Origin of the sequence: Duganella sp. Dugasp56, assembly GCF_047304105.1 — a bacterium.
GTDB classification, from domain to species: Bacteria; Pseudomonadota; Gammaproteobacteria; order Burkholderiales; family Burkholderiaceae_D; genus Rugamonas; species Rugamonas hordei.
Map to the genome: position 1 here is coordinate 56,621 of NZ_JBGLYQ010000016.1, position 20,045 is coordinate 76,665.

Below are 20,045 nucleotides of genomic sequence, written 5' to 3' on the forward strand. Positions count from 1 at the left end.
AGGCCGGAACCTGTAGCCGAAGTGACAAGTCTAATCAAGGCAAGTTGAGCCGTAACGTTGATTTTCCTTGATTCGACTTTCTCACTTTGGGGATTGCCATGGACTTGATGAAACGCTTGGCGCGGCTGCTCGCGGCCGCCGCCAGTTGTACCTTCGCCGCCACCGCCGGCGCCGCGCCGTTGTTGAGCGAAGGCTTCGACAATATCGCCACCTTGCCGGCCAGCGGCTGGGTACTGCAGAACAATAGTTCTCCGCCGGGCACGACCTCCTGGTTCCAGGGCAATCCGGCCTTGTTCCCGGCGCCGTCCGGTCCCGCCAATTCCTACATCGCGGCCAACTTCAACAACGCGGCGTTCGGCGGTGCCGTCAGCAACTGGCTGATCACGCCCGAGCTGGCGTTGAACAATGGCGAGGCGATGAACTTCTCGCTGCGCCTGCTGGGCGAAGGCTTCCTGGACCGGGTCGAAGTCTATCTGAGCACCAGCGGTGTCAGCACCGACGTCGGCTCCAGCGCCACGTCGACCGGCGTGTTCAGCTTGCTGGCAGCCTTCGATTCGACGGCGGATACCGGCTGGGTAGCGCGTTCGGTGCTGGTCGACGGCCTGGCGGCGCCGGCCAGCGGGCGCTTCGCCTTCCGTTATGTGGTGGACGATACCGCCGTCAACGGCGACTATATCGGCATTGATGCGGTCAGCGTCAACGCCACGGCCATCCCCGAGCCCGGCGCGATGGCGCTGATGCTGCTCGGCGGCTGCGCGATGTTCGGCGTGCGGCGCCGCTTGCGGCCGCGACACTGGCTGGCCGTCTCCGGCCTGTCGGCGGCGGCGCTTGCCGCCCAGGCCGCGCCGATGGACAACGGCGTCATGAGCTTTCCTAACGTGACCGTCGTCGCGCAACCGTCCGCCGCCGTCGCGCCCTCGCCAGAGGGCGGTTTCAAGGCCTACAAGGATCCCGCCACCGGCAAGCTGGGCGCCCCGACGGCAGCCCAGGCGGCCGCGCTGAACGCGGCCGTCCAGGCCGCGAAGCCTGCCGCCAGGTCGCGCGCTGCCGGACCGAAGATGATTCATCCAGCGCAAGGCGGCATCGGCGTGCTGCGCGACAAGCCGTACTCCAGCTTTGCCGTCGCCAGCAGGGATGCCGGCGGCGTGACGGAGCAGTGCGTGCCAGGAGAACAAGCGGCACTGGCCGCGATGAAAGGAGAGCGCAAATGAAACGCCTTTTATCCGCCTCCGTTGCAGCATTGGCGCTGCTGTTCTCGTCGGCAAGCTGGGCCGCCGCCACCATCACCATCGTCAACGGCGATCCGGCCGGCGCCGGCTTCAATGACACCACGCCGGCCGCTCCCGTCGGCGGCAACCTCGGCACGACGCTCGGCGCCCAGCGCCTGAACGTGTTCCAGGCGGCGGCCGCCAAATGGGGCGCCACGCTCGACAGCGCCGTGCCCATCCGCATCCTGGCCACCTGGGATGCGCTGCCGTGCGACGAGGGCGGCGCCGTGCTCGGCGCGGCGGGCGCGCTGGCCGTGTTCTCCGGTTTTCCCGGCGCGCCGGTCGCCAACGCCTGGTTCAGCAAGGCCGAGACCGACAAGCTGGTCGGCGAGGACGTCGAGCCGGACACGCCCGACATCCGCGCCACGTTCAACGTCAATCTCGGTCAGCCCGGCTGCTTCACCGGCACCCCGTTCTACCTCGGCCTGGACAACAATCACGGGCCGCTGGTCGACCTGGTGACGGTGCTGCTGCACGAGTTCGGCCACGGCCTGGGCTTCCAGACCTACACCGACGACGAAACCGGCGAACAGCTGGCCGGCGTTCCCAGCATCTGGGACTACTTCCTGCTCGATACCACCCTGGGCAAGTTGTGGAAGGACATGAGCGACGAGGAGCGCGTGTTCTCGGCCACCAATTCCGGCCACCTGGTATGGAACGGGCCCATCGTCACGGCGGCGGCGCGGACGGTGCTGCAGGCCGGTGCGCCGGTGCTGACGATATTGTCGCCGGCCAGCATCGCCGGGGTGGACCAGGTCGGTGCGGCCAGCTTCGGTCCTCCGCTGGGCAGTCCGGGCGTCACGGGCGAGGTGATGCAGGTGATCGATACAGCGCCCGACCTCGGGCTGGCCTGCAATCCCTTGTCGCCGGCGAACGCGCTCGCGGTGCGGGGCAAGATCGCGCTGATCGATCGCGGCGCGTGCACCTTCGTGGTCAAGGTGCGGAACGCGCAGGACGCCGGCGCCATCGCCGTCGTCATCGCCGACAACGCGCCCGGTTCGCCGCCGGCGGGGCTGGGCGGCACCGATCCGGGCATCGTCATTCCGGCGGTCCGCATCACGCAGGACGACGGCCGGCGCCTCAAGGCCGCGCTGGCCAAGCGCACGCGTTTGCATTCGGGCGTGTTCGCCAACCTGGGCGTCAACCTGGCGATGCGCGCCGGCACCGACGCCGCCGGCCGCGTGCTGATGTTCGCGCCGAATCCCGACCAGCCGGGATCGTCGGTGTCGCACTACGACACCAGCGCCTTCCCGAACCTGCTGATGGAACCGGCCATCAACGGCGACCTGCTGCATGAAGTCGCACCGCCGCGCGACCTGACCTTCCCGCTGTTGAGGGACATAGGCTGGTAGCCGGCGTTGGGGCGACTGACTAGTGTTTCAGCCAGCCGCCGCCAAGCGCCTTCACCAGATAGACCGAGCTGACCATCTGCTTGCCGCGTATCTGCACCGCCAGGCGCTGGTTGTTGAGCAGCGTCTGCTGCGCGGTGATGACGTCGAAATAGGTTTCGACGCCGCCGGTGTAGCGGTCGTTGGCCAGCTCCAGCACGCGCTGGGAGCTGCGCACGCTGGCCTCGGACAGCGCATGGGCGCGGCCCAGCGTGGCCAGGTTGCTCATGCCGTCCTCGACTTCCTGCATCGCCACCAGCACGCTCTGGCGGTAGTTGGCCACGGCGCCGGTGTAACCGGCCTTGGCGATGGCGACAGTGGCGTCGTTGCGGCCGGCGTCGAACAGCGACTGCGTGACGGCCGCGCCCAGCGACCAGATCAGGTTGGGCGCGGTCAGCAGCTTGCTCATTTCGCCGCTGTCCCAGCCGCCGGTCGGTTGCAGCGTCAGCGACGGGAAATTGGCGGCGCGGGCGACGCCGATGTTGGCGTTGGCGACGGCCACGGCGCGCTCGGCGGAGGCGACGTCCGGCCGGCGCTGCAGCACGTCGGACGGCACGCCGACCGGCAGCGACGGCGGCGACAACGTCACCACGGCCGGCGCCAGCTTGAAGGAGGGCGCCGGCGTACCGGTCAGCGTGGCGATCGCATGTTCGTATTGCGAGCGCTGGCTTTGCAGCAGTTCCAGCTGGGTCTTGCTGGCGTCCAGCAGCGACTGCTGTTGCGCCAGATCCAGGCCGGTGGCGGCGCCCAGTTCGTGGCGCGCCTGGATGAAGTCGTAGGCTTTTTGCTGCAGCACAAGACCCTGGTTGAGTACGTCGATTTCGGCATCCAGTTCGCGCAGGTTGAAGTAGTCTGCGGCCAGTTCGGAGGCCAGCACCAGGCGCATGTTTTCATAGTCCGCCGCGGCCTGTTCGGCGCCGGCGCGCGCGCTCTGCACGCTGCTGCGCACGCGGCCGAACAGATCGGCCTCGTAGTTGACGGCAAAGCCCAGCTGATAGTGGTCCAGCGCCTGCCGGGTGCTGGCGGTCTTCTGGCGCGCGGCGCCGGCCTGCAGCGTCGCCTGCGGGAACAGGCCGGCCGAGCTGACCGTCACCTGCGCACGGGCCTGCTCCAGCCGCGCGGCCGCCGCGGCCAGGCTCTGGTTGCGCGACAGCGTTTGTTCGGCCAGCTGGTTCAGTTGCCGGTCGCCGAAGACGGTCCACCAGTTGCCCTTCAATTCAGCATCGGCGGGCGCACCGGAGCGGAAGGTGGCGGCGGACTGCCACATGGCCGGCATGTCCACCGGCGCGGGCTGCTCGTACACGGGCGCGCCGGCGCATCCGGCCAGCGCGAGGCTGAGGGCGATGCCTGTTCGGTATTGCAATCTCATGGCTGCGCTTTCTGCGCGCCGCCAACGCCGGCATCGGCCTTGGGCGGCCGCACCGACACCACGTCGCCGTCGGCCAGCGAATCCGCCGGATTGACGACCAGCTTGTCCTCCGGCGTGGCGCCGCTGAGAAGCTCGATGCTGTTGCCCAGGTCATGTCCCAGCGTGACCGCCTTCAGTTTGACCTTGCCATCGGCGCCCACCACGGCCACGCGCGGACCCTCGGGTCGGAACAGCAGCACGTTCGACGGCGCCAGCAGCGCATTCGAGCTGCCGCTCAACGGCAGCGCCACCTGCACATAGGCGCCGGCCAGCAGCGCGTTGTCCTTGTTCGGCAGGTTGATTTCTATCTGCATGGTGCGCGTGGCGGCGTCGATCGCGCCGGCGGTGCGCACCACGGTGCCGCTGAACTGCTGGCCAGCCAGCTCGGCCTGCGTGACGGTCACCTTGTCGCCGACCTTGATTCGCTGCGCATACGTCTGCGGCACATACACGTACACCCGCAGCGGGTCGATCTGCGCCAGGCGGAAGAGGGCACGGTCCGCGCCGCCGTTGCCGCCGTTGATCAGGTCTCCGACCTCGACGTTGCGGCTGGTGACCACGCCGGAGAACGGCGCCAGCACGCGCTTGAACTCCTCGGTCTTTTGCAGGCGGCGCACATTGGCGTCCGCCGCCGCCAGGTTGGCCTGGGCCTGCGTGTAGGCGCTGCTGCGCTCATTGAGTTCCTGCTGCGTGACGGCGTCCTTCTTGCGCAAGGCTTCCCAGCGCTCGGCCGAACTCTTGGCCAGTTCCAGGCTGGCCGCAGCCTGCTGGCGCGCCGCCACCGCTTGCGACAGTTGCTGGTCCACTTCCGGCGTATCGATTTCGGCCAGCACCTCGCCCTTGTTGACGCGGCTGCCGATGTCCTTGGTCCAGCGCAGCACGTAGCCGCTGCTGCGCGCGTAGATCGGCGATTCGATCATGCCCTGCAGCGTGCCCGGCAGCGACAGCGGCTGGCCGCCTTTTGCCGCCTTGGCGTTGGTGGTGACGACGTACTGCTGGTTCAATTCCGTGGTGGCGGCGGCCAGCGCGCTGGCGTGGAAGCCGCGCTGCACCAGCGTCAGGGCACCGCCGGCCAGCAGCAGCGCCAGCGCGACCAGGCCGACCAGCTTGGCGCGCTTCAGCACCGGTCCCCGATGCGGATGGCGGTGTTCATGCGCGCCATCCTCCGGCGCGCTGTGGATGCCAAGTGCGGCGTGACGTTGTTCGGACATATCAGGTATTCCCTTCTGCGACGGCAGGCATGGAGGGCGCGCGGCGCGCGGCCCGGTGTTCGAGGTAGCGGTGGACGCCGGCAAAGACGATAGGCACAAACAGCAGCGTGGAGACGGTGGCGAACAGCAGGCCGCCGATCACGGCGCGGCCCAGCGGCGCGTTCTGTTCCGCGCCTTCGCCCATGCCGATCGCCATCGGCACCATGCCGATGATCATCGCCAGCGCCGTCATCAGCACTGGCCGGATGCGGGTGGCGCCCGCTTCCAGCGCGGCCGACAGCGGCGGCAGTCCGTCGTTCAGGCGCTGGCGCGCGAACGACACCATCAGGATCGAGTTGGCGGTGGCCACGCCCATGGTCATGATGGCGCCTGTCAGCGCGGGCACGCTGAGCGTGGTCCCGGTCAGGAACAGCATCCAGACGATGCCAGCCAGCGCCGCCGGCAGCGCCGTGATGATGATGAACGGATCGACCCACGACTGGAAGTTGACGACGATCAGCAGGTAGACCAGCACGATCGCCATCAGCAGGCCGACACCCAGGCCGACGAAGGAGGTATGCATGGTCTCTACCTGGCCGCGCACGTCGATCTTGCTGCCGCGCGGCAGCTTGGTGCGCATCTCGTCGACCAGCTTCTGGATGTCGCCCGCCGTCGCGCCCAGGTCGCGGCCCTCGACGCTGACGAAAATGTCGATCACCGGCGTCAGGTTGTAGTGCGAGATGATGGCCGGCTGGGTGGTCGGCGCCACGCTCACCAGGCTGCTGAGCTGCTGGGTGGCGCCGGTGCCGTCGCCCGCCGCGCCCGGCGTGCCGGCGCCGCGCACCGGCGTGCGCAGCAGCGCGTCCAGGTCGTCGATCAGGTATTGCGGCGACTGCACCGCCACGCTGTACACCACGCCGTTGCTCGGGTTGAGCCAGAAGGCCGGCTGCGTCACGCCGCTGCCGGACAGGGTCACCAAGAGGTTCTGCGCGACGTCGATCGGGTTCAGGCCCAGTTGCTTCATCTGGCTGCGGTCCATTTTCAGGCCCAGGGTCGGCAGGTCCATGCGCTGCTGGATGTGGACGTCGACCGTGCCGTGCACCTGCTTGATCTGCTTCATCAGCTGCGAGGCGACTTCGTAGTTGCTGGCCAGGTCCTTGCCGGCGACCTGGATGTCGACTGCCGCCGGCTGGCCGAAGTTGAGGATCTGCGTGACGATGTCGGCCGGCTGGAAGAAGAACTCCACGCCGGGGAAGCGCTTGGGCAGCTCGCGCCGCAGCTTGTCGATATAGATCTGCGACGGATGGTGGTCCTCGTGCAGCGACATCAATATCTCCGCGTCCAGCGTGCCGATGGTGCCGGCGTTGCTGTACGAGAGGTTGATGCTGCTGTACGGCGTGCCGAGGTTGTCGAGGATGGTTTGCAGTTCCTCTTTCGGGATCACTTCGCGGATGACTTTTTCCACTTGATCGGTCACGCGCGCGGTCTCCTCGATGCGGGTGCCGGTCGGCATGCGCATGTGCAGCCGGATCTGGCCCGAATCGACGCTGGGGAAAAAGTCGCGGCCGATGGCGAACACCAGTCCCAGCGACAGCACGCAGAACAGCAGGAAGGCGCCGCCGAAGCGCTTGCGGTGCGTCAGCAGCGAAGACAGGATGACGATGTAGCCGCCGCGGAAGCGCTCGAAGGCCGCGTCGAAGCGCAGGTACACGCGCTGCATCATGTTCGGCTTGTTGTCCGCTGACTTGGGTGCGTGATCCATCATCATCATGACCATGGTCGGCACCAGGGTGCGCGACAGGATGTAGGAGGCGATCATCGCGAACACCACCGCTTCGGCCAGCGGCACGAACAAGTAGCGCGCCACGCCGGTCAGGAAGAACATCGGCACGAACACGATGCAGATGCACAGTGTCGACACCAGCGCCGGCACGGCGATCTCGCCGGCGCCTTCCATGATGGCCTTGTGCAGGTCCGATCCCTGGTGCAGATGGCGCTCGATGTTCTCGATGGTGACGGTGGCGTCGTCCACCAGGATGCCGACCGCCAGCGCCAGGCCGCCCAGGGTCATGATGTTGATGGTCTCGCCCAGCATGTACAGCACCAGGATCGACGACAGGATGGACAGCGGAATCGACACGGCGATGATGCAGGTGCTGCGCCAGTTGCCGAGGAAGAGCAGGATCATGGCGGCGGTCAGCGCGGCGGCGATGATGGCCTCGCGTATGACGCCGCTGATGGCGGCCTTGACGAACAGCGACTGGTCGAACAGCGGCGTGATCTTCAGTTCCTTGGGCAGCGACTGCATGGCCTGCGGCAGCAGCGCCTTGAGCGTGTTGACGATGTCCAGCGTCGACGAGCCGCCGTTCTTCAGCACCGACAGCAGCACGCCGCGCTCTCCGTTCTGGCGCACGATATTGGTCTGCGGCGAGAAGCCGTCGCGCACCCGCGCCACCTCGGACAGATAGGTGATGCTGCCGTTCTTGCTCAGCACCGGAATCTGGTTCAGACCGGCGATGGTGTCCGGCGACGCGTTCATGCTGACGTTGAATTCGGTGCCGCCGATCTTGGCGGTGCCGGACGGCAGGATCAGGTTCTGCGCGCTGACGGCGGCCACCACGTCGGTCGGCGTCAGGCCCTTGGCCTGCAGCGCCCTGGTGTCCAGGTCGACCGAGACCAGGCGCGACTTGCCGCCGTAAGGGTAGGGCACGGCGGCGCCGGGTATCGTGACCAGCTGCGGCCGCAGGAAGTTGACGGCGGTGTCGAACATCGCCTGCTCGGTCATGGCCGGGCTGGAGAGGCCGAGCTGGATCACCGGAATGCTGGAGGCGGAATACTTGATGATCAGCGGCGGCTGCATCCCCGGCGGCAGCTGGCGCAACTGGGACTGCGAGATCGCCACCACCTGCGCCAGCGCGGTCTGGATGTTCGCTTCCGGCTGGAAGAAGATCTTGATGACGGAGGAACCGGCCAGCGATTGCGACTCGATATGCTCGATGTCGTTGACAGTGGTGGTCAGGCTGCGTTCGGTGGAGGAGGCGACCCGCTGTCCCATCTCCTGCGCCGACAGGCCGCCGTACTGCCAGATCACGCTGACGACGGGGATATTAATCTCGGGGAAAATATCGGTCGCCATCTTGGTCAGGACCAGAGGCGTGGACAACAGTATCAGCAGCGCCATCACGATAAAGGTGTAGGGCCGCCGCAAGGCGATTTGAACGATCCACATGCTGAAATTTTCCGGGTCTACAGTGACTTTAGCGGAAAATCATAGCACGAGCCGGCGCGCGGCTAGCGGCTTGGAACTCAGAGATACTTTGAATACAGTGCGTTACATGCAGGTGGCGTCGGGCACGGGGGCGGCGGTCACGTAATCGACGATGAGGTCGGCGGCGACGTCGGGGATGCTCAAGAAACGCGCGCCGTTGCGATAGCGGCCGTGGGTGCCGACCAAGGCGCTGTGCAGCACGGTCAGCGTGACCTTGTTCTGGATTGCGCTGCCGGGGAAGCAAAAGTCCAGCACGTAGCCGTTATTAAGCGGCAGCTGGTGGTCGCTGACGAAGGCCACGCCCATGCGCGATATATCGATGATCTGCACGACGGCCGTGTTTCGTCCGTCCATGTCACTGACATGGGCATCCACCTGCAGCAACCGGCGCACATGTTCTCTTCTTGGGTCCATGGCTACAGTATGACAGATTCGCGGGGCATAGGCGAGTGCATAGGCTGCGGCGGTGCGTTGTCGCACATACCGCCCGCCGGAGCTTATTTACGCTGAGGCCAGGCACCTGAAAATTGGCTGAAAACGGAGAATGTCATGGCGGCGGAGCAAAAACAGCAGCAAAGACGCATCAAGAAGATCCTGGGCGAAGTGTTCGGCATGGAGACGCTGCGCGACGGCCAGCGTCGCGTGATCGACAGCGTGCTGGCCGGCCGCGACACGCTGGCCGTGATGCCCACCGGTAGCGGCAAGTCGCTGTGCTACCAGCTGCCGGCCTGCCTGCTGGAGGGGGCGACGGTGGTGGTGTCGCCGCTGATCTCGCTGATGAAGGACCAAGCCGAAAAGCTGGAGGACGGCGGCATCGCCAGCGCCGCCCAGATCAACAGCAGCCTGTCGCGCAGCGACGAACTGGCGGCGCTGGACGCCATCGGGCAGGCCGACAAGGACGTCATCTTCTGCACGCCGGAGCGGCTGGTAACGGCGGATTTCCTGGCGCTGCTCAGGCAAAGCCGCATCGCCCTGGTGGTGGTAGACGAGGCGCACTGCATCTCGCAGTGGGGGCACGATTTCCGTCCGGCCTACCTGGAGATCGGCGCCGCGCTCGATGCGCTGGGCCGGCCGCCGCTGCTGGCGCTGACCGCGACCGCCACCGACGACGTGATCGCCGACATTCGCAACCAGCTGGGGCGGCCGCGCATGGAGGTCGTCAACACCGGCATCTATCGCGCCAACCTGCATTACCGTGTCAAGCAGGTCACCAACCCGGATGAAAAATACGCCGCCGCGCTGCAACTGGTGCGCGACAGCGAGGGCGTGGGCATCGTCTACGCGGCCACCGTCAAGGCGGCCGAGGAAATGCACCAGCTGCTGCTCGATGCCGGCGAAAGCGTCACGCTTTACCACGGCAAGCTGCGCGCCTCCGAGCGCGCTGAAAACCAGAACCTGTTCATGAGCGGCGAACGCCGCGTGATGGTGGCGACCAACGCCTTCGGCATGGGCATCGACAAGAGCGATACCCGTTTCGTCATCCACCTGCAGGTGCCGGCCAATCTGGAGGCCTACTACCAGGAGTCGGGCCGCGCAGGGCGCGACGGCCTCGATGCCGAGTGCACGCTGCTGTACTACCACGCGGACAAGCGCCTGCAGCAGTACTTCCTGGTCAAGCACTATCCGTCCGCGCTGGAGCTGCGGGCCGTGTACGAAGCGGCGGTGGCGCTGGGCCAGCCCCCGTTCTCGGAGGCGGAACTCAAGTCGCTGGTCGATCAAACGCCGGCCAGCCAGCTGAAAATCTGCCTGAAGATGCTCAAGGACGGCAAGCTGTTGAAGCGCAACCGCAAGATGGCTTATGTGCTGGCGCCCGGCACGCCGAAAGCGGCGCAGTTCGAGCGCATGGCGCAGGTGTATGCGGACAAGCACGAGCGGGACCGCGCGGGGCTGGAGCAGATGGTGTCCTACGCGCAGAGCGGCTACTGCCGCTGGAAGCTGCTGCTCGATTATTTCGGCGACCGTCCGGACGATTTCGAACGCTGCTGCCGCTGCGACAACTGCCTGTCGCCGCCCTCTATCCAGGACAGTCCGCTGCAGCTGGAACCTTCACCGCCACTGGAGCCGGCCGGCGCACACAAGCAAACGCCAGCAGTGCGGCCAGCAGCAGCAAGCCGCCCGATACCAGCATCGCCCCCCGGATTCCGCTAAGGACTTCGAGGCTGCTGCCCGAGCTGACCAGCGCGCCGAAGATCGCCACGCCCATCGCGCCGCCCACCTGGCGCGCCGTGTTCAGCACCGCCGACGCGGTGCCGGCCTGGCGCCGCTCGACGCCGGACAGGATGGAGGTGGTCATCGCCGGCACGGCCAGGCCCATGCCGGCCGGGATCAGGGCCAGTCCGGGCAGCATCTGCAGGAAGCTGGCGTCGTCCGAGATGCCGATCAAGCCCAGCAGCGTGTAGCCCGACGCGCCGATCATGGCGCCCAATATCATCGGCGTGCGCACGCCGGTACGCGCCTGCATCCAGCCGCTGGTGATGTTGGCGAAAATGAAGGTCCCGGTCAGCGGCAGGAACACCAGTCCCGCGTGCAGCACGCCGAAGCCGCGCACCTTTTGCAGGTAGAAGCTGAGCACAAAGATCACGCCGTAGTACGAGAAATTCATCAATACCCCGAACAGCACGGCGCCCGAGAACGGCGCTCCGCGGAACAGCCCCAATGGCAGCATGGGCGACTTGCCGCGCGCCTCGACCCAGACAAACAGCGCGGCGGCGACGGCGGCCAGCAGCATGCCGCCGCGCACCAGCCAGTGCTGCCAGCCCAGCGATTCAAATTCGATGACGGCGCCGATGAAACTGGTCAGCATGACGATCGCCAGCAGCTGGCCCTGGACGTCCAGGCTGCGGTGAGGATCGCGGCCGGCCGCCGCCGGCACCACGCGGCCGGTGAGCCAGAAGCCGGCGACGCAGATCGGGATATTGACCCAGAAGATGCTGCGCCAGCCGAAGCCGGGCAGCGACATCAGCAAGCCGCCCAGCACCGGCCCGACGGCGATCGACACGCCGCCGGCGGCCGTCCACCAGGCGATGGCCTTGCCCAGCATCGCCTTGTCGTCCGCGTAGGCGGCGTTCAGGATGGCCAGCGAACTCGGTACCAGCAGCGCGGCGCCGATGCCCTGCAGCGCGCGGGCGACGTTCAGCACCATCGCGGTCGGCGCCATGGCGCAGGCCACCGAGGCGGCGGTGAACAGCGCGAAGCCGGTCATGAAGGTGCGGCGCGAGCCGAACTTGTCGCCCAGCGCGCCGGCCGACAGCAGGAATACGGCGAAGCCCAGCGTGTAGGCGTCCACCACCCACTGCAGGTCGGTGACGCCGGCGCCCAGCTCATGCCCGATCTGCGGCAAGGCGACGTTGACGATGGTGACGTCCAGCTGGACGATGATAAAGGCGAAGCTGCAAGCGAGCAGGATGGCCAGGGAGGGAGTGTGCGAGGTTTTCATGGCTTCACTATAGAAGTCTTTGACTATTTTAAAAAATGAATAATAATGAAGATATCTATCTCTTTTTAAGAATCGAATATGGAACTCTCCGCCTTGCGCATCTTTAAAGCGGTGGCCGAGGAGGGCAGCGTGACCTTGGCCGCTTCACGGCTCAACCGCGTGCAGTCGAATGTGTCGGCGCGGCTGACGCAGCTGGAGGAGTCGCTGGGCGTGGCGCTGTTCCACCGCTCCGGCCGCAAGCTGCAGATCACCACCGAGGGTTCGCGCCTGCTGGCCTACGCCGACCGCCTGCTGCAGCTGGCGGACGAGGCGCAGGCGGCGGTGCAGCCGGATCAAAAGCCGTCCGGCCAGTTGCGCATCGGCTCCATGGAGACCACCGCCGCGGCGCGCCTGCCGCAGGTGCTGGCCGCTTTCAACCGCAAGCATCCCGGGGTCGACCTGGTGCTCGATACCGCGCCCACCGATCAGCTGCTGGACGGCGTGCTGAAGCACCGGCTGGACGTGGCGCTGGTGGCCGGGCCGGTGCCGCATCCCGAACTGGAGCGGCGGCCGGTGTTCGAGGAGGAGCTGGTGCTGATCACCTGTCACACGCATGCGCCGGTGACGTCGCCGTACGAGGTTGCGCGCCGCAACCTGCTGGTGTTCCGTAGCGGCTGTACCTACAGGCGCCGTTTAGAGTCATGGTTCGCGGAAGCGGGCGTGGTGCCGGCGCGGGTGTCGGAGTTCGGCACCTTCGAGGCCATCATCGGCTGCGTGGCGGCCGGCATGGGCGTGGCGTTGATGCCGAAGGAACTGGTGGAGCAGCGCAAGCTGGCCAGGTCGGTGCGCCAGCACCAGCTGCCGCCGGCGATCGCCCACGTCGAAACCATGCTAGTGTGGCGCAAGGACGTGCTGCACCATCCGGCGCGGGCGGCGTTTGCAGAGATCTTGGGGGCCTAGGCAAAGCCCCTCAAAAGAAAGGAAACCTTTGAAGAAGAATGTAATCGTTATCAGCGATAGTGCAGAACCTGAGTTTGCAAGAGTTATTGGCAAAGGTCTGGATGAGTTTAACGAACAGGTCGCGGGCTTGAGTGACCGACGCCCCTTATGCGTCATCGTGAGAGATTCCGATAGCAACGAAGTATTGGGGGGCGCGGTTGGAAGGACTTCTCTTGGGCTTGCTTTTTTGGACCTGTTTCACCTGCCGAGTTCTCTGCGGGGTTCCGGATTAGGAACAAAAATCCTTGGGGCGTTCGAAGAGGAGGCCCGCCAGCGGGGTTGCAGTTCGGCGGTGCTTTACACGATCAGCTTCCAGGCGCCCGGATTTTATGAAAAAAATGGATGGCTAAGTTTTGGCGAAATAGCTTCCGAGCGGGAAGGCATCAGCCGCGTGTTCATGACTAAGAAGCTGTAGCACATGGCGAAAATCGCAGCAAAAAATGCCCGACGATAAGGAGCGGACCATTAAACTAGTTTGTAAGGAGTAGCATGATTCACCGTGATCGGCTCACCGCAACAATCGACGGCGACTTTGTCGTTTTCCTCATCGGCATGCGTCTTAATCAGCCATGGAAGGTGCACAAGTGGTGGCCAGTCGCCGCCGCGATGCCACGCATGATTAGCGAGCTGCGGCGCATCTGCCGGCGTGGAAGGCGTTCAATCAGTCCGTCGGTACTGATGGAGCGGTCGGCATCTGGCACGAAACCTTCGCCGTAGCTGCCGGGGCCTACGAGAGCGTCTATGTCAACATGCCTGCCTTTGGGCTGGGCCGTGCCGGCAGTCTGGAAGCGGCGACTGGGCGCAAATCCTGACTATCTTTGGCCGTGCTCGGCCAGCAGCTGTCTTTAGTGTTTTTCCCAGGTACGCACTTTTGTCCAATGATAGAGAGTTAAATGAATCGTAAAATTCTAGCTATTATATTTTTCTCCCTGTTTAACATGGGCAATGGAATAGCTGAAACATTACCAGCCGTTCCGCAGATAGTTCACTTTCAAAGCGGAGGGCGTGAACTCGGCGGGGAGATATTCAAGCCTACGGGCAGCGGCCCCTTTCCCGCGGTCCTATACAATCATGGAAGTGCAGGCGGCATGCTTAACAGCCAGGCGAGCAAGATCATCGGCCCGCTGTTTGCGAGCAAAGGGTGGATTTTCTTCATGCCGTATCGCCGTGGGCAGGGGCTGAGCGCGGACGCAGGGCCGTACATCCTCGATGAAATCAAGGCGGCGCGGCGACGTGGCGGTCTCCAGGAGGCCTCCGCGACGATGACGCGCCTGCTCAGCACGGAACAACTGGAGGACCAACTGTCCGCGTTGGCCTGGCTCAAGTTGCAAAGCTTTGTGCAGCCAACCCGGATTGCCGTTGCCGGCAATTCCTTCGGCGGCGTCGAAACCGTGCTTGGCGCTGCAAAAGTCCCATACTGCGCTGCGGTCGTGGCATCCGGCGGCGCCGAGAGCTGGGATGAGTCACCCGAACTTCAGGAAGTCATGAAGGCTGCCGTGCGCACCGCAAGCAGCCCGATGCTATTTTTCCAGGCAGCCAATGATTTTAATCTCGCTCCCAATGAAGTGCTGTCCTCTGAGCGGAGGCAAGCCGGCAAACGAGTCGAGGTAAAAACCTATCCGGCTTTTGGAAACTCGGCTGCCGAGGGCCATAGCTTTGCCTATCGGGGAAGCTCAACCTGGTTCCCGGATGTCTGGGACTTTATCGACAAGAATTGTATTTGAAGTCACTTGAGCGTTTGGGCCAGATCCGCAGGCCGCTGATTATCTAATTGTGAGGCCGCGCCAGCTCTGCGACGACTTGCTCGAGCGTCGTCGTCCCTGCCCATTCGACCGAGGTGGGATCGCTCTTGATGTCGATATGCGAGCAATTGAGGCCGCGGGTCATTTCGACGAAGCCAGCAAGGGCGGCCTTTGAGAAACCGGCATCCGCCAGCGCTTCGGGCCACTCTGTTTCTGGCAGAACCGCCACGCCGACAGGCATCCGGAGCGCGATTGAGATAATGGCGGCGACATCATCGGGAGCGTAGTCTTTCGGCCCCGAGAGAGTGACGATTGCGGTCCCTGTCCTTTTCTCCAGCAACAATGCAGCGGCGGTGCTACCGACATCGGCTGTGGCCACCATCGGGAGAGGACGCTGTGGTGGTGCCAGAAAGGTCGGCAGAGTGCCGCTGCGCATGGCCTGTCCGATCATCGGCATCCAGTTCTCCATGAAATATGCCGCGCGCAGGAAGGTGGTGGAAACACCGGTTTCGCCCAAACGCCGCTCGAACATGCGGTTCATCCCGATCCATCCTGTTCCGCCGTCTCGGCACCCACCGAGGAAAGCGCCACCAGTCTGGGCACGTCAGCCGCCACCGCGGCGCGCGCCGTGGTATCGGCAATCAATTCTGCCCACTCGAACAGGTCTTCCCGATTGTATTGCTGGGGGCTGACGACATAGGCGCCCTGGACCCGGCTGAGCGCCTTGGTCATCGAGGCCAGGTCCGTCAGGTCGGCCACGACAACCTCCGCGCCGCGTTCGGCCCACGCTCGGCCCTTGACTGGGTCGCGCACCACGACGCGCACAGGATGGCCGGAACGCAGCAGCGCGTCGGCGGCAGCGGCCCCGGTACGCCCGGTCACGCCGAATATTACGTAAGGAAGGGGGCAGGAAGCAGTCATATAAAAATCTCCTTTTCAGATGAAACTGAATGGTGCATGATCGCTCGACATACACCAATGGCATGAAAGTCATAGTCAACATGCACCAAGTGGATTTATCTACGGTCGACCTCAATCTGTTAAAACTGTTCGAAGCACTGGTTCGGGAGCGAAGCGTCACCCAGGCGGGTCTCCGCCTGGGCTTGAGCCAACCGGCCGCCAGCCGCGCGCTTGGGCGACTGCGCACGATGCTGGGTGATCGCCTGCTTGTCCGCGGCAAGTTCGGTCTGGAACTAACTCCCCGCGGTGAAGCGCTGGCGGGCCCGGTAGCCAAGCTGTTGGACGATGCCCGAGGGATCATCGCGCCAACCGTCTTCGATCCCGCCTCCGCCACGGGGCGCTTCACGATCGCAGCTCACGACCACCTGAGCCTGACGGTCCTTGCTGGCTTGATCGCCCGCTTCGGGCGCCATGCGCCTGAGCTAAGTCTCCATATCGCGCAACCTGCCGGGGACAACGTGCGGCTTATCGAACAAGGGGGCGCTGATCTCGCACTGGGTATCTTCAATACACTGCCCGGCAGTCTTCATCGACGCGACCTCTACGCCGACAGCCTGGTATGCGTGGTGAGGCCCGAGCACCCCGGTTTGGCGGACGGACTCAGTCTGGAGCGCTATGTGACCTTGCGTCACGTTGCCGTGACCATTTCTGGGGTGGGAGAGAGCGCGGTCGACGTTGCGCTCTCGGCACTGGGGCTCACTCGCCACGTCGCGCTGCGAGTTCCCCACTTTCTTGCCGGCGCGATGTTGGTGGCCGACAGTGACATGATACTCACGCTACCAAGTCGTTTGGCACGCCTGCTTGCGGAAAGGCTCCCGCTCGCACTCCTGGACCTGCCGCTACAGGTTGCGCCCTTGTCGCCGGCGATGATCTGGCACCAGCGCTACCATCGAGACCCCGCCCATATGTGGGTCAGGCAACAGCTTGTCGACGTCGTCGCGGCGTTCAGTTGTGCTGCCCATGGTTCACTCAGGAGCGTGGCAGCTTCTCAATCAGGAAGTCGACAAAGGTCCGCACCCGCAGCGACAGATGGCGGGCGTGCGGATACAGCAGGATAAAGGGCCGCGACGTGCCGCCGTGCTGCGGCAGCAGCTCCACCAGGTCGCCGCGCGCCAGGTCCTGCTCGACGATGAAGCGGTAGGTCTGTACCAGCCCCGCGCCGGCGCGCGCCAGCGTGACGATGCCCAGCACATCTTCCGAACAGCATAAGCCGCCGCCGGTCGGCACGTCGACCTGCGCGCCGTCCACCATGAAGGGCCAGGGGATGCGCTTGCCGGTGCTGGGCAAATCGAACTGTATGCACTCGTGGTTCTGCAGGTCCTCCAGCTTTTTCGGCTTGCCGGCGCGCTTCAGGTAGGCGGGCGACGCCACCAGCACCAGCTCCGCATCCTCCAGCTTGCGCGCGATCAGGTTGGAATCGGCCGGCGAGCGGCCGCGTATCGCCAGGTCGTAGCCTTCGTCGGCGAAATCGATGTTGCGGTTGCTGACGTGGATATCCAGCGTGACCTCCGGATAGCGGCGGCGGAACTCGCCCAGCAAGGGCAGCAGGCGGTAGTGGGCGTATGGCGTCGGCGCGCTGATGCGTAGTGCGCCGGCCGGCTTGGCTTGGCCGCCGGTGACCTGGCGTTCGGCGTCGGTCAGCTGCGACAGCGCCTGGCGGCATTGCTCGAAGTAGAGGCGGCCGCCGTCCGTCAGGCGGATCTGGCGCGTGGTGCGCACGAACAGGCGCACGCCGAGCCGCTCCTCCAGCCGGGCGATCGAGCGGCTGACCGCGGCCGGCGTCACGCCGGCGGCGGTGGCGGCGGCGGTGAAGCTGCCCAGTTCCGCCGCGAAGCAGAACAACTCTATGCTCCCCAGCAGGACATCGTCGAAATAGCGCTTCATATCGGCCTCAATTGATTACATGGTGTATCAATTATCTTGCATTCCGCTGTCTTTATCAACGTGCTGCTCAAAAGTATAGTGAGTTCCATGGCGTCGAGAACGCTACCCACGAAACTTCAAGGAGCATCAAAATGAAAACTGTTATCGTCACTGGCGCATCGAGCGGCATCGGCTTTTCCATCGCCGAGGCTTACCTGAAACGCGGCTACAACGTCGTCGGCAACGCCCGCACGCTGGACCGCCTGCAAACGGCCGCCGCCAAGCTGGGCAACCCGGCCAACTTCCTGCCGGTGGCCGGCGACATCGCCGAACCGGCGACGGCCAAGGCCCTGTTCGAGCGTGCCATCGCCGCTTACGGCAAGGTCGACATCCTGATCAACAACGCGGGCATCTTCGTCGCCAAGCCGATCGCCGATTACTCGCAGGCCGATGTCGAAGGCATCGTCAGCACCAACCTGATGGGCTTCTTCTATCCATCGCAGGAAGCGGCCAAGCACATGAGCGCCAACAAGCAAGGCCATATCGTCACCATCACCGCCAGCCTGGCGATACAGCCGACGTCCAAAGTGCCTGCGCTGCTGCCGATCCTGATCAAGGGCGGGCTGAATCATGCCACGCGCGGCCTGGCGCTGGAACTGGCCGGCGCCAACGTCAAGGTCAACGCGGTGGCGCCCGGCATCATCAGCACGCCGATGCACGGCACCGACGAAGGCACGCAGTCCTTCCTGAAGGGACTGTCGCCGAGCGGCGAGATGGGCAGCACGCAGGACATCGTGGACGCGGTGCTGTACCTGACCGAGTCGAGCTTCACCAGCGGCGTGGTATTGCCGGTAGACGGCGGCGCCACCGCCGGCACCTGGTAAGGAGACGGCCATGCCTTACGTGAATATCCGTGTGACCAATGAGGGCGTGACGTCGGCGCAGAAACTGAAGCTGATCGAAGGCGTCACCGACCTGTTGAGCGAGGTGCTGAACAAGGACCCGGCGACCACCTTCGTCATCATCGACGAGGTGGAGACCGACAACTGGGGCCTGAACCGCGAGAACATCACCACGCGCCGCAAGCGCGCCAAAGCCTCAGAGTGATGCCGCCATCTGTTCGAGCGCGGCCCGTTGAAGTATGACGAAGCCGCGCTCGCGCAACTCCACCCAGCCACGCCGGCGCATGGCGCTGAGCGTGCGGCTGACGGTGGCGGCGGTCAGGCCGAGATAATCGCTGATCTCCTCGCGCGACATCGGCAGTGGAATATGGCCTTCCGGTTTCGGCGGCAGCGGCGCGGGACCTGCGCGCTGCAGCAGGAACAATGCGACGCGCTGGCTGGCGCTGGCGCTGCGCAGGATGGATGCGGTCAATTGCTGGTGGTCGATCTCCGCGCTCAGCATGGTGCTGAAGCGGTCGGCGGCGCCCGGCTGTTGCCGCATCAGCGCCGACAGCTGGTGATAGGGGACGGCGTCGATGTGGCAGCCGGTGAGCGCCAGTGCCGATGTCTGGCGTTGCTGCTGTCCGAGCGCTTCGATGCCGACCCAGTCGCCCGGCTGCAGGAAGTCGACGATGCGACGGACGCCGTCGCGGCACTGCTGGTACAGCTTGATATGGCCGATGCGGATGAAGTAGATTTCATCGCGGGTGGCGTCGTTCATCTGGAACAGGTGGGCGCCGCGTTGCAGCTGCAGCGGCCTGCCAAGCTGGTTGTGCACAATGTCCATGATCATGCCGCTGCCCGCCCTTCGATCTGAGGATGTCCCGGTGCCCGGACATCCGCCAGCCGGTGCAGCGCGGGCGCATCGAGCAGCGTGACGTCGCGGCGACACAGCTGCAGCAGCGCGCGCCGTTTGAAATCCAGCAGCAGCCGGCTGACGCATTCGGGCGTCACGCCCAGGTAGCTGGCGATATCGCAGCGCGACATCGGCAGGCGGAACCGGACTGCGTCGCCGCCGTTGCCTGTCTGCCGTTGCGACAACGACAGCAGCAGGTCGGCCATGCGTTGTTCGGCCCGGGTATCGCGCAGCATCAGCGTGGCGCGCTGTTCGCGCCCGATCTCGTGGCTCAGCAGATTGTGCAGGCTGGGGCGCAGCGTCGCGTGGCGGCTCCAGCGGATGCGGCACACTTCACTATCTTCAAGCGCGACGACGGTGTTGGCGTGCTGCCGCCGTCCCAGCGTTTCCAGTCCGATGAATTCCGATGCCACCGCGAAGCCGACGATTTGCGGCGCGCATTGCGGCGCCGCGCGCAGGATCTTGAAGCTTCCCGAACGGATATTGTAAATGTGGCCGCCGGCCGCATCGCCGGCCTGATAAAGAATGGTGTGGCGGTCGATGCGGATATGCGGGCTGTCTGCCGGATCGCCATCCGCGATGCCCTGGCACAAGCCATGGTGCGCGCAACTGGCGCAGGAGCTGCCTCCGTTGGATTTGTTCATGTCGTCCACTCCGGTGTTATTTGCTTGCATGGTAGAAGTGTCGAAGCGCAAAATCCTTGATGTGAATCAAATTTTTTCTTGATGAATATCAGTACTCTTTGGC

18 protein-coding genes and 2 pseudogenes are annotated in these 20,045 nt (G+C 65.0%); 10 read left to right on the plus strand and 10 right to left on the minus strand.

Translation table 11 applies throughout. The annotated features are described in order from the left end of the window. Positions 1-98 precede the first annotated feature (98 nt). Together ACCD07_RS13205 and ACCD07_RS13210 are read left to right on the plus strand one after the other, a co-directional pair. A complete protein-coding gene (locus ACCD07_RS13205) occupies positions 99-1,211 on the plus strand; it encodes a choice-of-anchor J domain-containing protein (RefSeq protein WP_413447578.1) in 1,113 nt (370 codons plus the stop codon). Next, positions 1,208-2,620 (plus strand): PA domain-containing protein, encoded by a 1,413-nt coding sequence (locus ACCD07_RS13210; protein ID WP_413447579.1) that lies wholly within the window; start codon positions 1,208-1,210, stop codon positions 2,618-2,620. The genes ACCD07_RS13205 and ACCD07_RS13210 overlap by 4 nt, the downstream gene beginning before the upstream one ends. A 19-nt stretch (positions 2,621-2,639) precedes the next feature. Here the strand turns inward: ACCD07_RS13210 and ACCD07_RS13215 are convergent, their stop codons facing one another. The 4 genes from ACCD07_RS13215 to ACCD07_RS13230 form a co-directional block, all read right to left on the minus strand. After that, positions 2,640-4,025, minus strand: coding sequence for an efflux transporter outer membrane subunit (locus ACCD07_RS13215; RefSeq protein ID WP_413447580.1), 1,386 nt, complete (start codon positions 4,023-4,025; stop codon positions 2,640-2,642). Beyond that, the gene (locus tag ACCD07_RS13220) at positions 4,022-5,275 is read right to left on the minus strand and encodes an efflux RND transporter periplasmic adaptor subunit (RefSeq protein ID WP_413447581.1); all 1,254 of its coding nucleotides are present in this window, start codon (positions 5,273-5,275) and stop codon (positions 4,022-4,024) included. Before ACCD07_RS13220 ends, ACCD07_RS13215 begins: the two co-directional genes overlap by 4 nt. Before the next feature lies 1 nt (position 5,276). After that, a complete protein-coding gene (locus ACCD07_RS13225) occupies positions 5,277-8,483 on the minus strand; it encodes an efflux RND transporter permease subunit (RefSeq protein ID WP_413447582.1) in 3,207 nt (1,068 codons plus the stop codon). Positions 8,484-8,585: 102 nt separating this feature from the next. After that, positions 8,586-8,936 carry a PilZ domain-containing protein gene (locus tag ACCD07_RS13230; RefSeq protein ID WP_413447583.1) on the minus strand — a complete coding sequence of 117 codons (351 nt, stop codon included), beginning with the start codon at positions 8,934-8,936 and terminating at the stop codon, positions 8,586-8,588. A gap of 135 nt (positions 8,937-9,071) precedes the next feature. Between ACCD07_RS13230 and ACCD07_RS13235 the strand changes: the two are divergent. Then, positions 9,072-10,514 (plus strand): annotated as a pseudogene (locus ACCD07_RS13235) (RecQ family ATP-dependent DNA helicase); the annotation flags it as partial. Positions 10,515-10,536: 22 nt separating this feature from the next. Here the strand turns inward: ACCD07_RS13235 and ACCD07_RS13240 are convergent. Further along, positions 10,537-11,958: an MFS transporter gene (locus tag ACCD07_RS13240; RefSeq protein ID WP_413447584.1), complete on the minus strand. Its 1,422-nt coding sequence runs from the start codon at positions 11,956-11,958 to the stop codon at positions 10,537-10,539. A gap of 78 nt (positions 11,959-12,036) precedes the next feature. Between ACCD07_RS13240 and ACCD07_RS13245 the strand changes: the two genes are divergently transcribed. The 4 genes and pseudogenes from ACCD07_RS13245 (at position 12,037) to ACCD07_RS13260 (ending at position 14,660) form a co-directional block, all read left to right on the plus strand. After that, positions 12,037-12,897: a LysR family transcriptional regulator gene (locus tag ACCD07_RS13245; protein ID WP_176650558.1), complete on the plus strand. Its 861-nt coding sequence runs from the start codon at positions 12,037-12,039 to the stop codon at positions 12,895-12,897. Positions 12,898-12,925: 28 nt separating this feature from the next. Next, positions 12,926-13,351 (plus strand): GNAT family N-acetyltransferase, encoded by a 426-nt coding sequence (locus ACCD07_RS13250; protein WP_176650559.1) that lies wholly within the window; start codon positions 12,926-12,928, stop codon positions 13,349-13,351. A 74-nt stretch (positions 13,352-13,425) separates the two neighbouring features. Then, positions 13,426-13,748 (plus strand): annotated as a pseudogene (locus ACCD07_RS13255) (monooxygenase family protein). Between the two features lie 81 nt (positions 13,749-13,829). Then, positions 13,830-14,660, plus strand: a complete 831-nt coding sequence (locus ACCD07_RS13260; protein WP_413447585.1) for an alpha/beta hydrolase family protein — start codon at positions 13,830-13,832, stop codon at positions 14,658-14,660. Positions 14,661-14,703: 43 nt separating this feature from the next. On the opposite strand, the gene ACCD07_RS13265 is transcribed toward ACCD07_RS13260, so the two are convergent. After that, positions 14,704-15,219, minus strand: coding sequence for an NmrA family NAD(P)-binding protein (locus tag ACCD07_RS13265; protein ID WP_413447586.1), 516 nt, complete (start codon positions 15,217-15,219; stop codon positions 14,704-14,706). Then, entirely contained in the window at positions 15,216-15,599 is a 384-nt protein-coding gene (locus ACCD07_RS13270) for an NmrA family NAD(P)-binding protein (protein ID WP_413447587.1), read from the minus strand. Before ACCD07_RS13270 ends, ACCD07_RS13265 begins: the two co-directional genes overlap by 4 nt. Positions 15,600-15,628: 29 nt before the next feature. On the opposite strand from ACCD07_RS13270, the gene ACCD07_RS13275 reads away from it, so the two are divergent. Further along, a complete protein-coding gene (locus ACCD07_RS13275; RefSeq protein WP_413447588.1) occupies positions 15,629-16,696 on the plus strand; it encodes a LysR family transcriptional regulator in 1,068 nt (355 codons plus the stop codon). Here ACCD07_RS13275 and ACCD07_RS13280 read toward each other — a convergent pair. Beyond that, a complete protein-coding gene (locus ACCD07_RS13280) occupies positions 16,608-17,522 on the minus strand; it encodes a LysR family transcriptional regulator (RefSeq protein WP_176650562.1) in 915 nt (304 codons plus the stop codon). The genes ACCD07_RS13275 and ACCD07_RS13280 overlap by 89 nt on opposite strands. A gap of 131 nt (positions 17,523-17,653) precedes the next feature. On the opposite strand from ACCD07_RS13280, the gene ACCD07_RS13285 reads away from it, so the two are divergent. Both ACCD07_RS13285 and ACCD07_RS13290 read left to right on the plus strand, forming a co-directional pair. After that, entirely contained in the window at positions 17,654-18,385 is a 732-nt protein-coding gene (locus ACCD07_RS13285) for an SDR family NAD(P)-dependent oxidoreductase (RefSeq protein ID WP_413447589.1), read from the plus strand. A 10-nt stretch (positions 18,386-18,395) separates the two neighbouring features. Then, the gene (locus ACCD07_RS13290; RefSeq protein ID WP_176650564.1) at positions 18,396-18,608 is read left to right on the plus strand and encodes a 2-hydroxymuconate tautomerase family protein; all 213 of its coding nucleotides are present in this window, start codon (positions 18,396-18,398) and stop codon (positions 18,606-18,608) included. Here the strand turns inward: ACCD07_RS13290 and ACCD07_RS13295 are convergent. Together ACCD07_RS13295 and ACCD07_RS13300 are read right to left on the minus strand one after the other, a co-directional pair. Further along, entirely contained in the window at positions 18,600-19,235 is a 636-nt protein-coding gene (locus ACCD07_RS13295; protein ID WP_176650565.1) for a Crp/Fnr family transcriptional regulator, read from the minus strand. The genes ACCD07_RS13290 and ACCD07_RS13295 overlap by 9 nt on opposite strands. Beyond that, the gene (locus ACCD07_RS13300) at positions 19,232-19,942 is read right to left on the minus strand and encodes a Crp/Fnr family transcriptional regulator (protein ID WP_413447590.1); all 711 of its coding nucleotides are present in this window, start codon (positions 19,940-19,942) and stop codon (positions 19,232-19,234) included. The genes ACCD07_RS13295 and ACCD07_RS13300 overlap by 4 nt, the downstream gene beginning before the upstream one ends. Positions 19,943-20,045 lie beyond the last annotated feature (103 nt).

Coding starts and splice junctions, on each gene's coding strand:
- ACCD07_RS13205 (WP_413447578.1), top strand. CDS start 99: ATGGACTTGATGAAACGCTTGGCGCGGCTGCTCGCGGCCGCCGCCAGT.
- ACCD07_RS13210 (WP_413447579.1), top strand. CDS start 1,208: ATGAAACGCCTTTTATCCGCCTCCGTTGCAGCATTGGCGCTGCTGTTC.
- ACCD07_RS13215 (WP_413447580.1), bottom strand. CDS start 4,025: ATGAGATTGCAATACCGAACAGGCATCGCCCTCAGCCTCGCGCTGGCC.
- ACCD07_RS13220 (WP_413447581.1), bottom strand. CDS start 5,275: ATGTCCGAACAACGTCACGCCGCACTTGGCATCCACAGCGCGCCGGAG.
- ACCD07_RS13225 (WP_413447582.1), bottom strand. CDS start 8,483: ATGTGGATCGTTCAAATCGCCTTGCGGCGGCCCTACACCTTTATCGTG.
- ACCD07_RS13230 (WP_413447583.1), bottom strand. CDS start 8,936: ATGGACCCAAGAAGAGAACATGTGCGCCGGTTGCTGCAGGTGGATGCC.
- ACCD07_RS13240 (WP_413447584.1), bottom strand. CDS start 11,958: ATGAAAACCTCGCACACTCCCTCCCTGGCCATCCTGCTCGCTTGCAGC.
- ACCD07_RS13245 (WP_176650558.1), top strand. CDS start 12,037: ATGGAACTCTCCGCCTTGCGCATCTTTAAAGCGGTGGCCGAGGAGGGC.
- ACCD07_RS13260 (WP_413447585.1), top strand. CDS start 13,830: ATGAATCGTAAAATTCTAGCTATTATATTTTTCTCCCTGTTTAACATG.
- ACCD07_RS13265 (WP_413447586.1), bottom strand. CDS start 15,219: ATGAACCGCATGTTCGAGCGGCGTTTGGGCGAAACCGGTGTTTCCACC.
- ACCD07_RS13270 (WP_413447587.1), bottom strand. CDS start 15,599: ATGACTGCTTCCTGCCCCCTTCCTTACGTAATATTCGGCGTGACCGGG.
- ACCD07_RS13275 (WP_413447588.1), top strand. CDS start 15,629: ATGGTGCATGATCGCTCGACATACACCAATGGCATGAAAGTCATAGTC.
- ACCD07_RS13280 (WP_176650562.1), bottom strand. CDS start 17,522: ATGAAGCGCTATTTCGACGATGTCCTGCTGGGGAGCATAGAGTTGTTC.
- ACCD07_RS13285 (WP_413447589.1), top strand. CDS start 17,654: ATGAAAACTGTTATCGTCACTGGCGCATCGAGCGGCATCGGCTTTTCC.
- ACCD07_RS13290 (WP_176650564.1), top strand. CDS start 18,396: ATGCCTTACGTGAATATCCGTGTGACCAATGAGGGCGTGACGTCGGCG.
- ACCD07_RS13295 (WP_176650565.1), bottom strand. CDS start 19,235: ATGATCATGGACATTGTGCACAACCAGCTTGGCAGGCCGCTGCAGCTG.
- ACCD07_RS13300 (WP_413447590.1), bottom strand. CDS start 19,942: ATGAACAAATCCAACGGAGGCAGCTCCTGCGCCAGTTGCGCGCACCAT.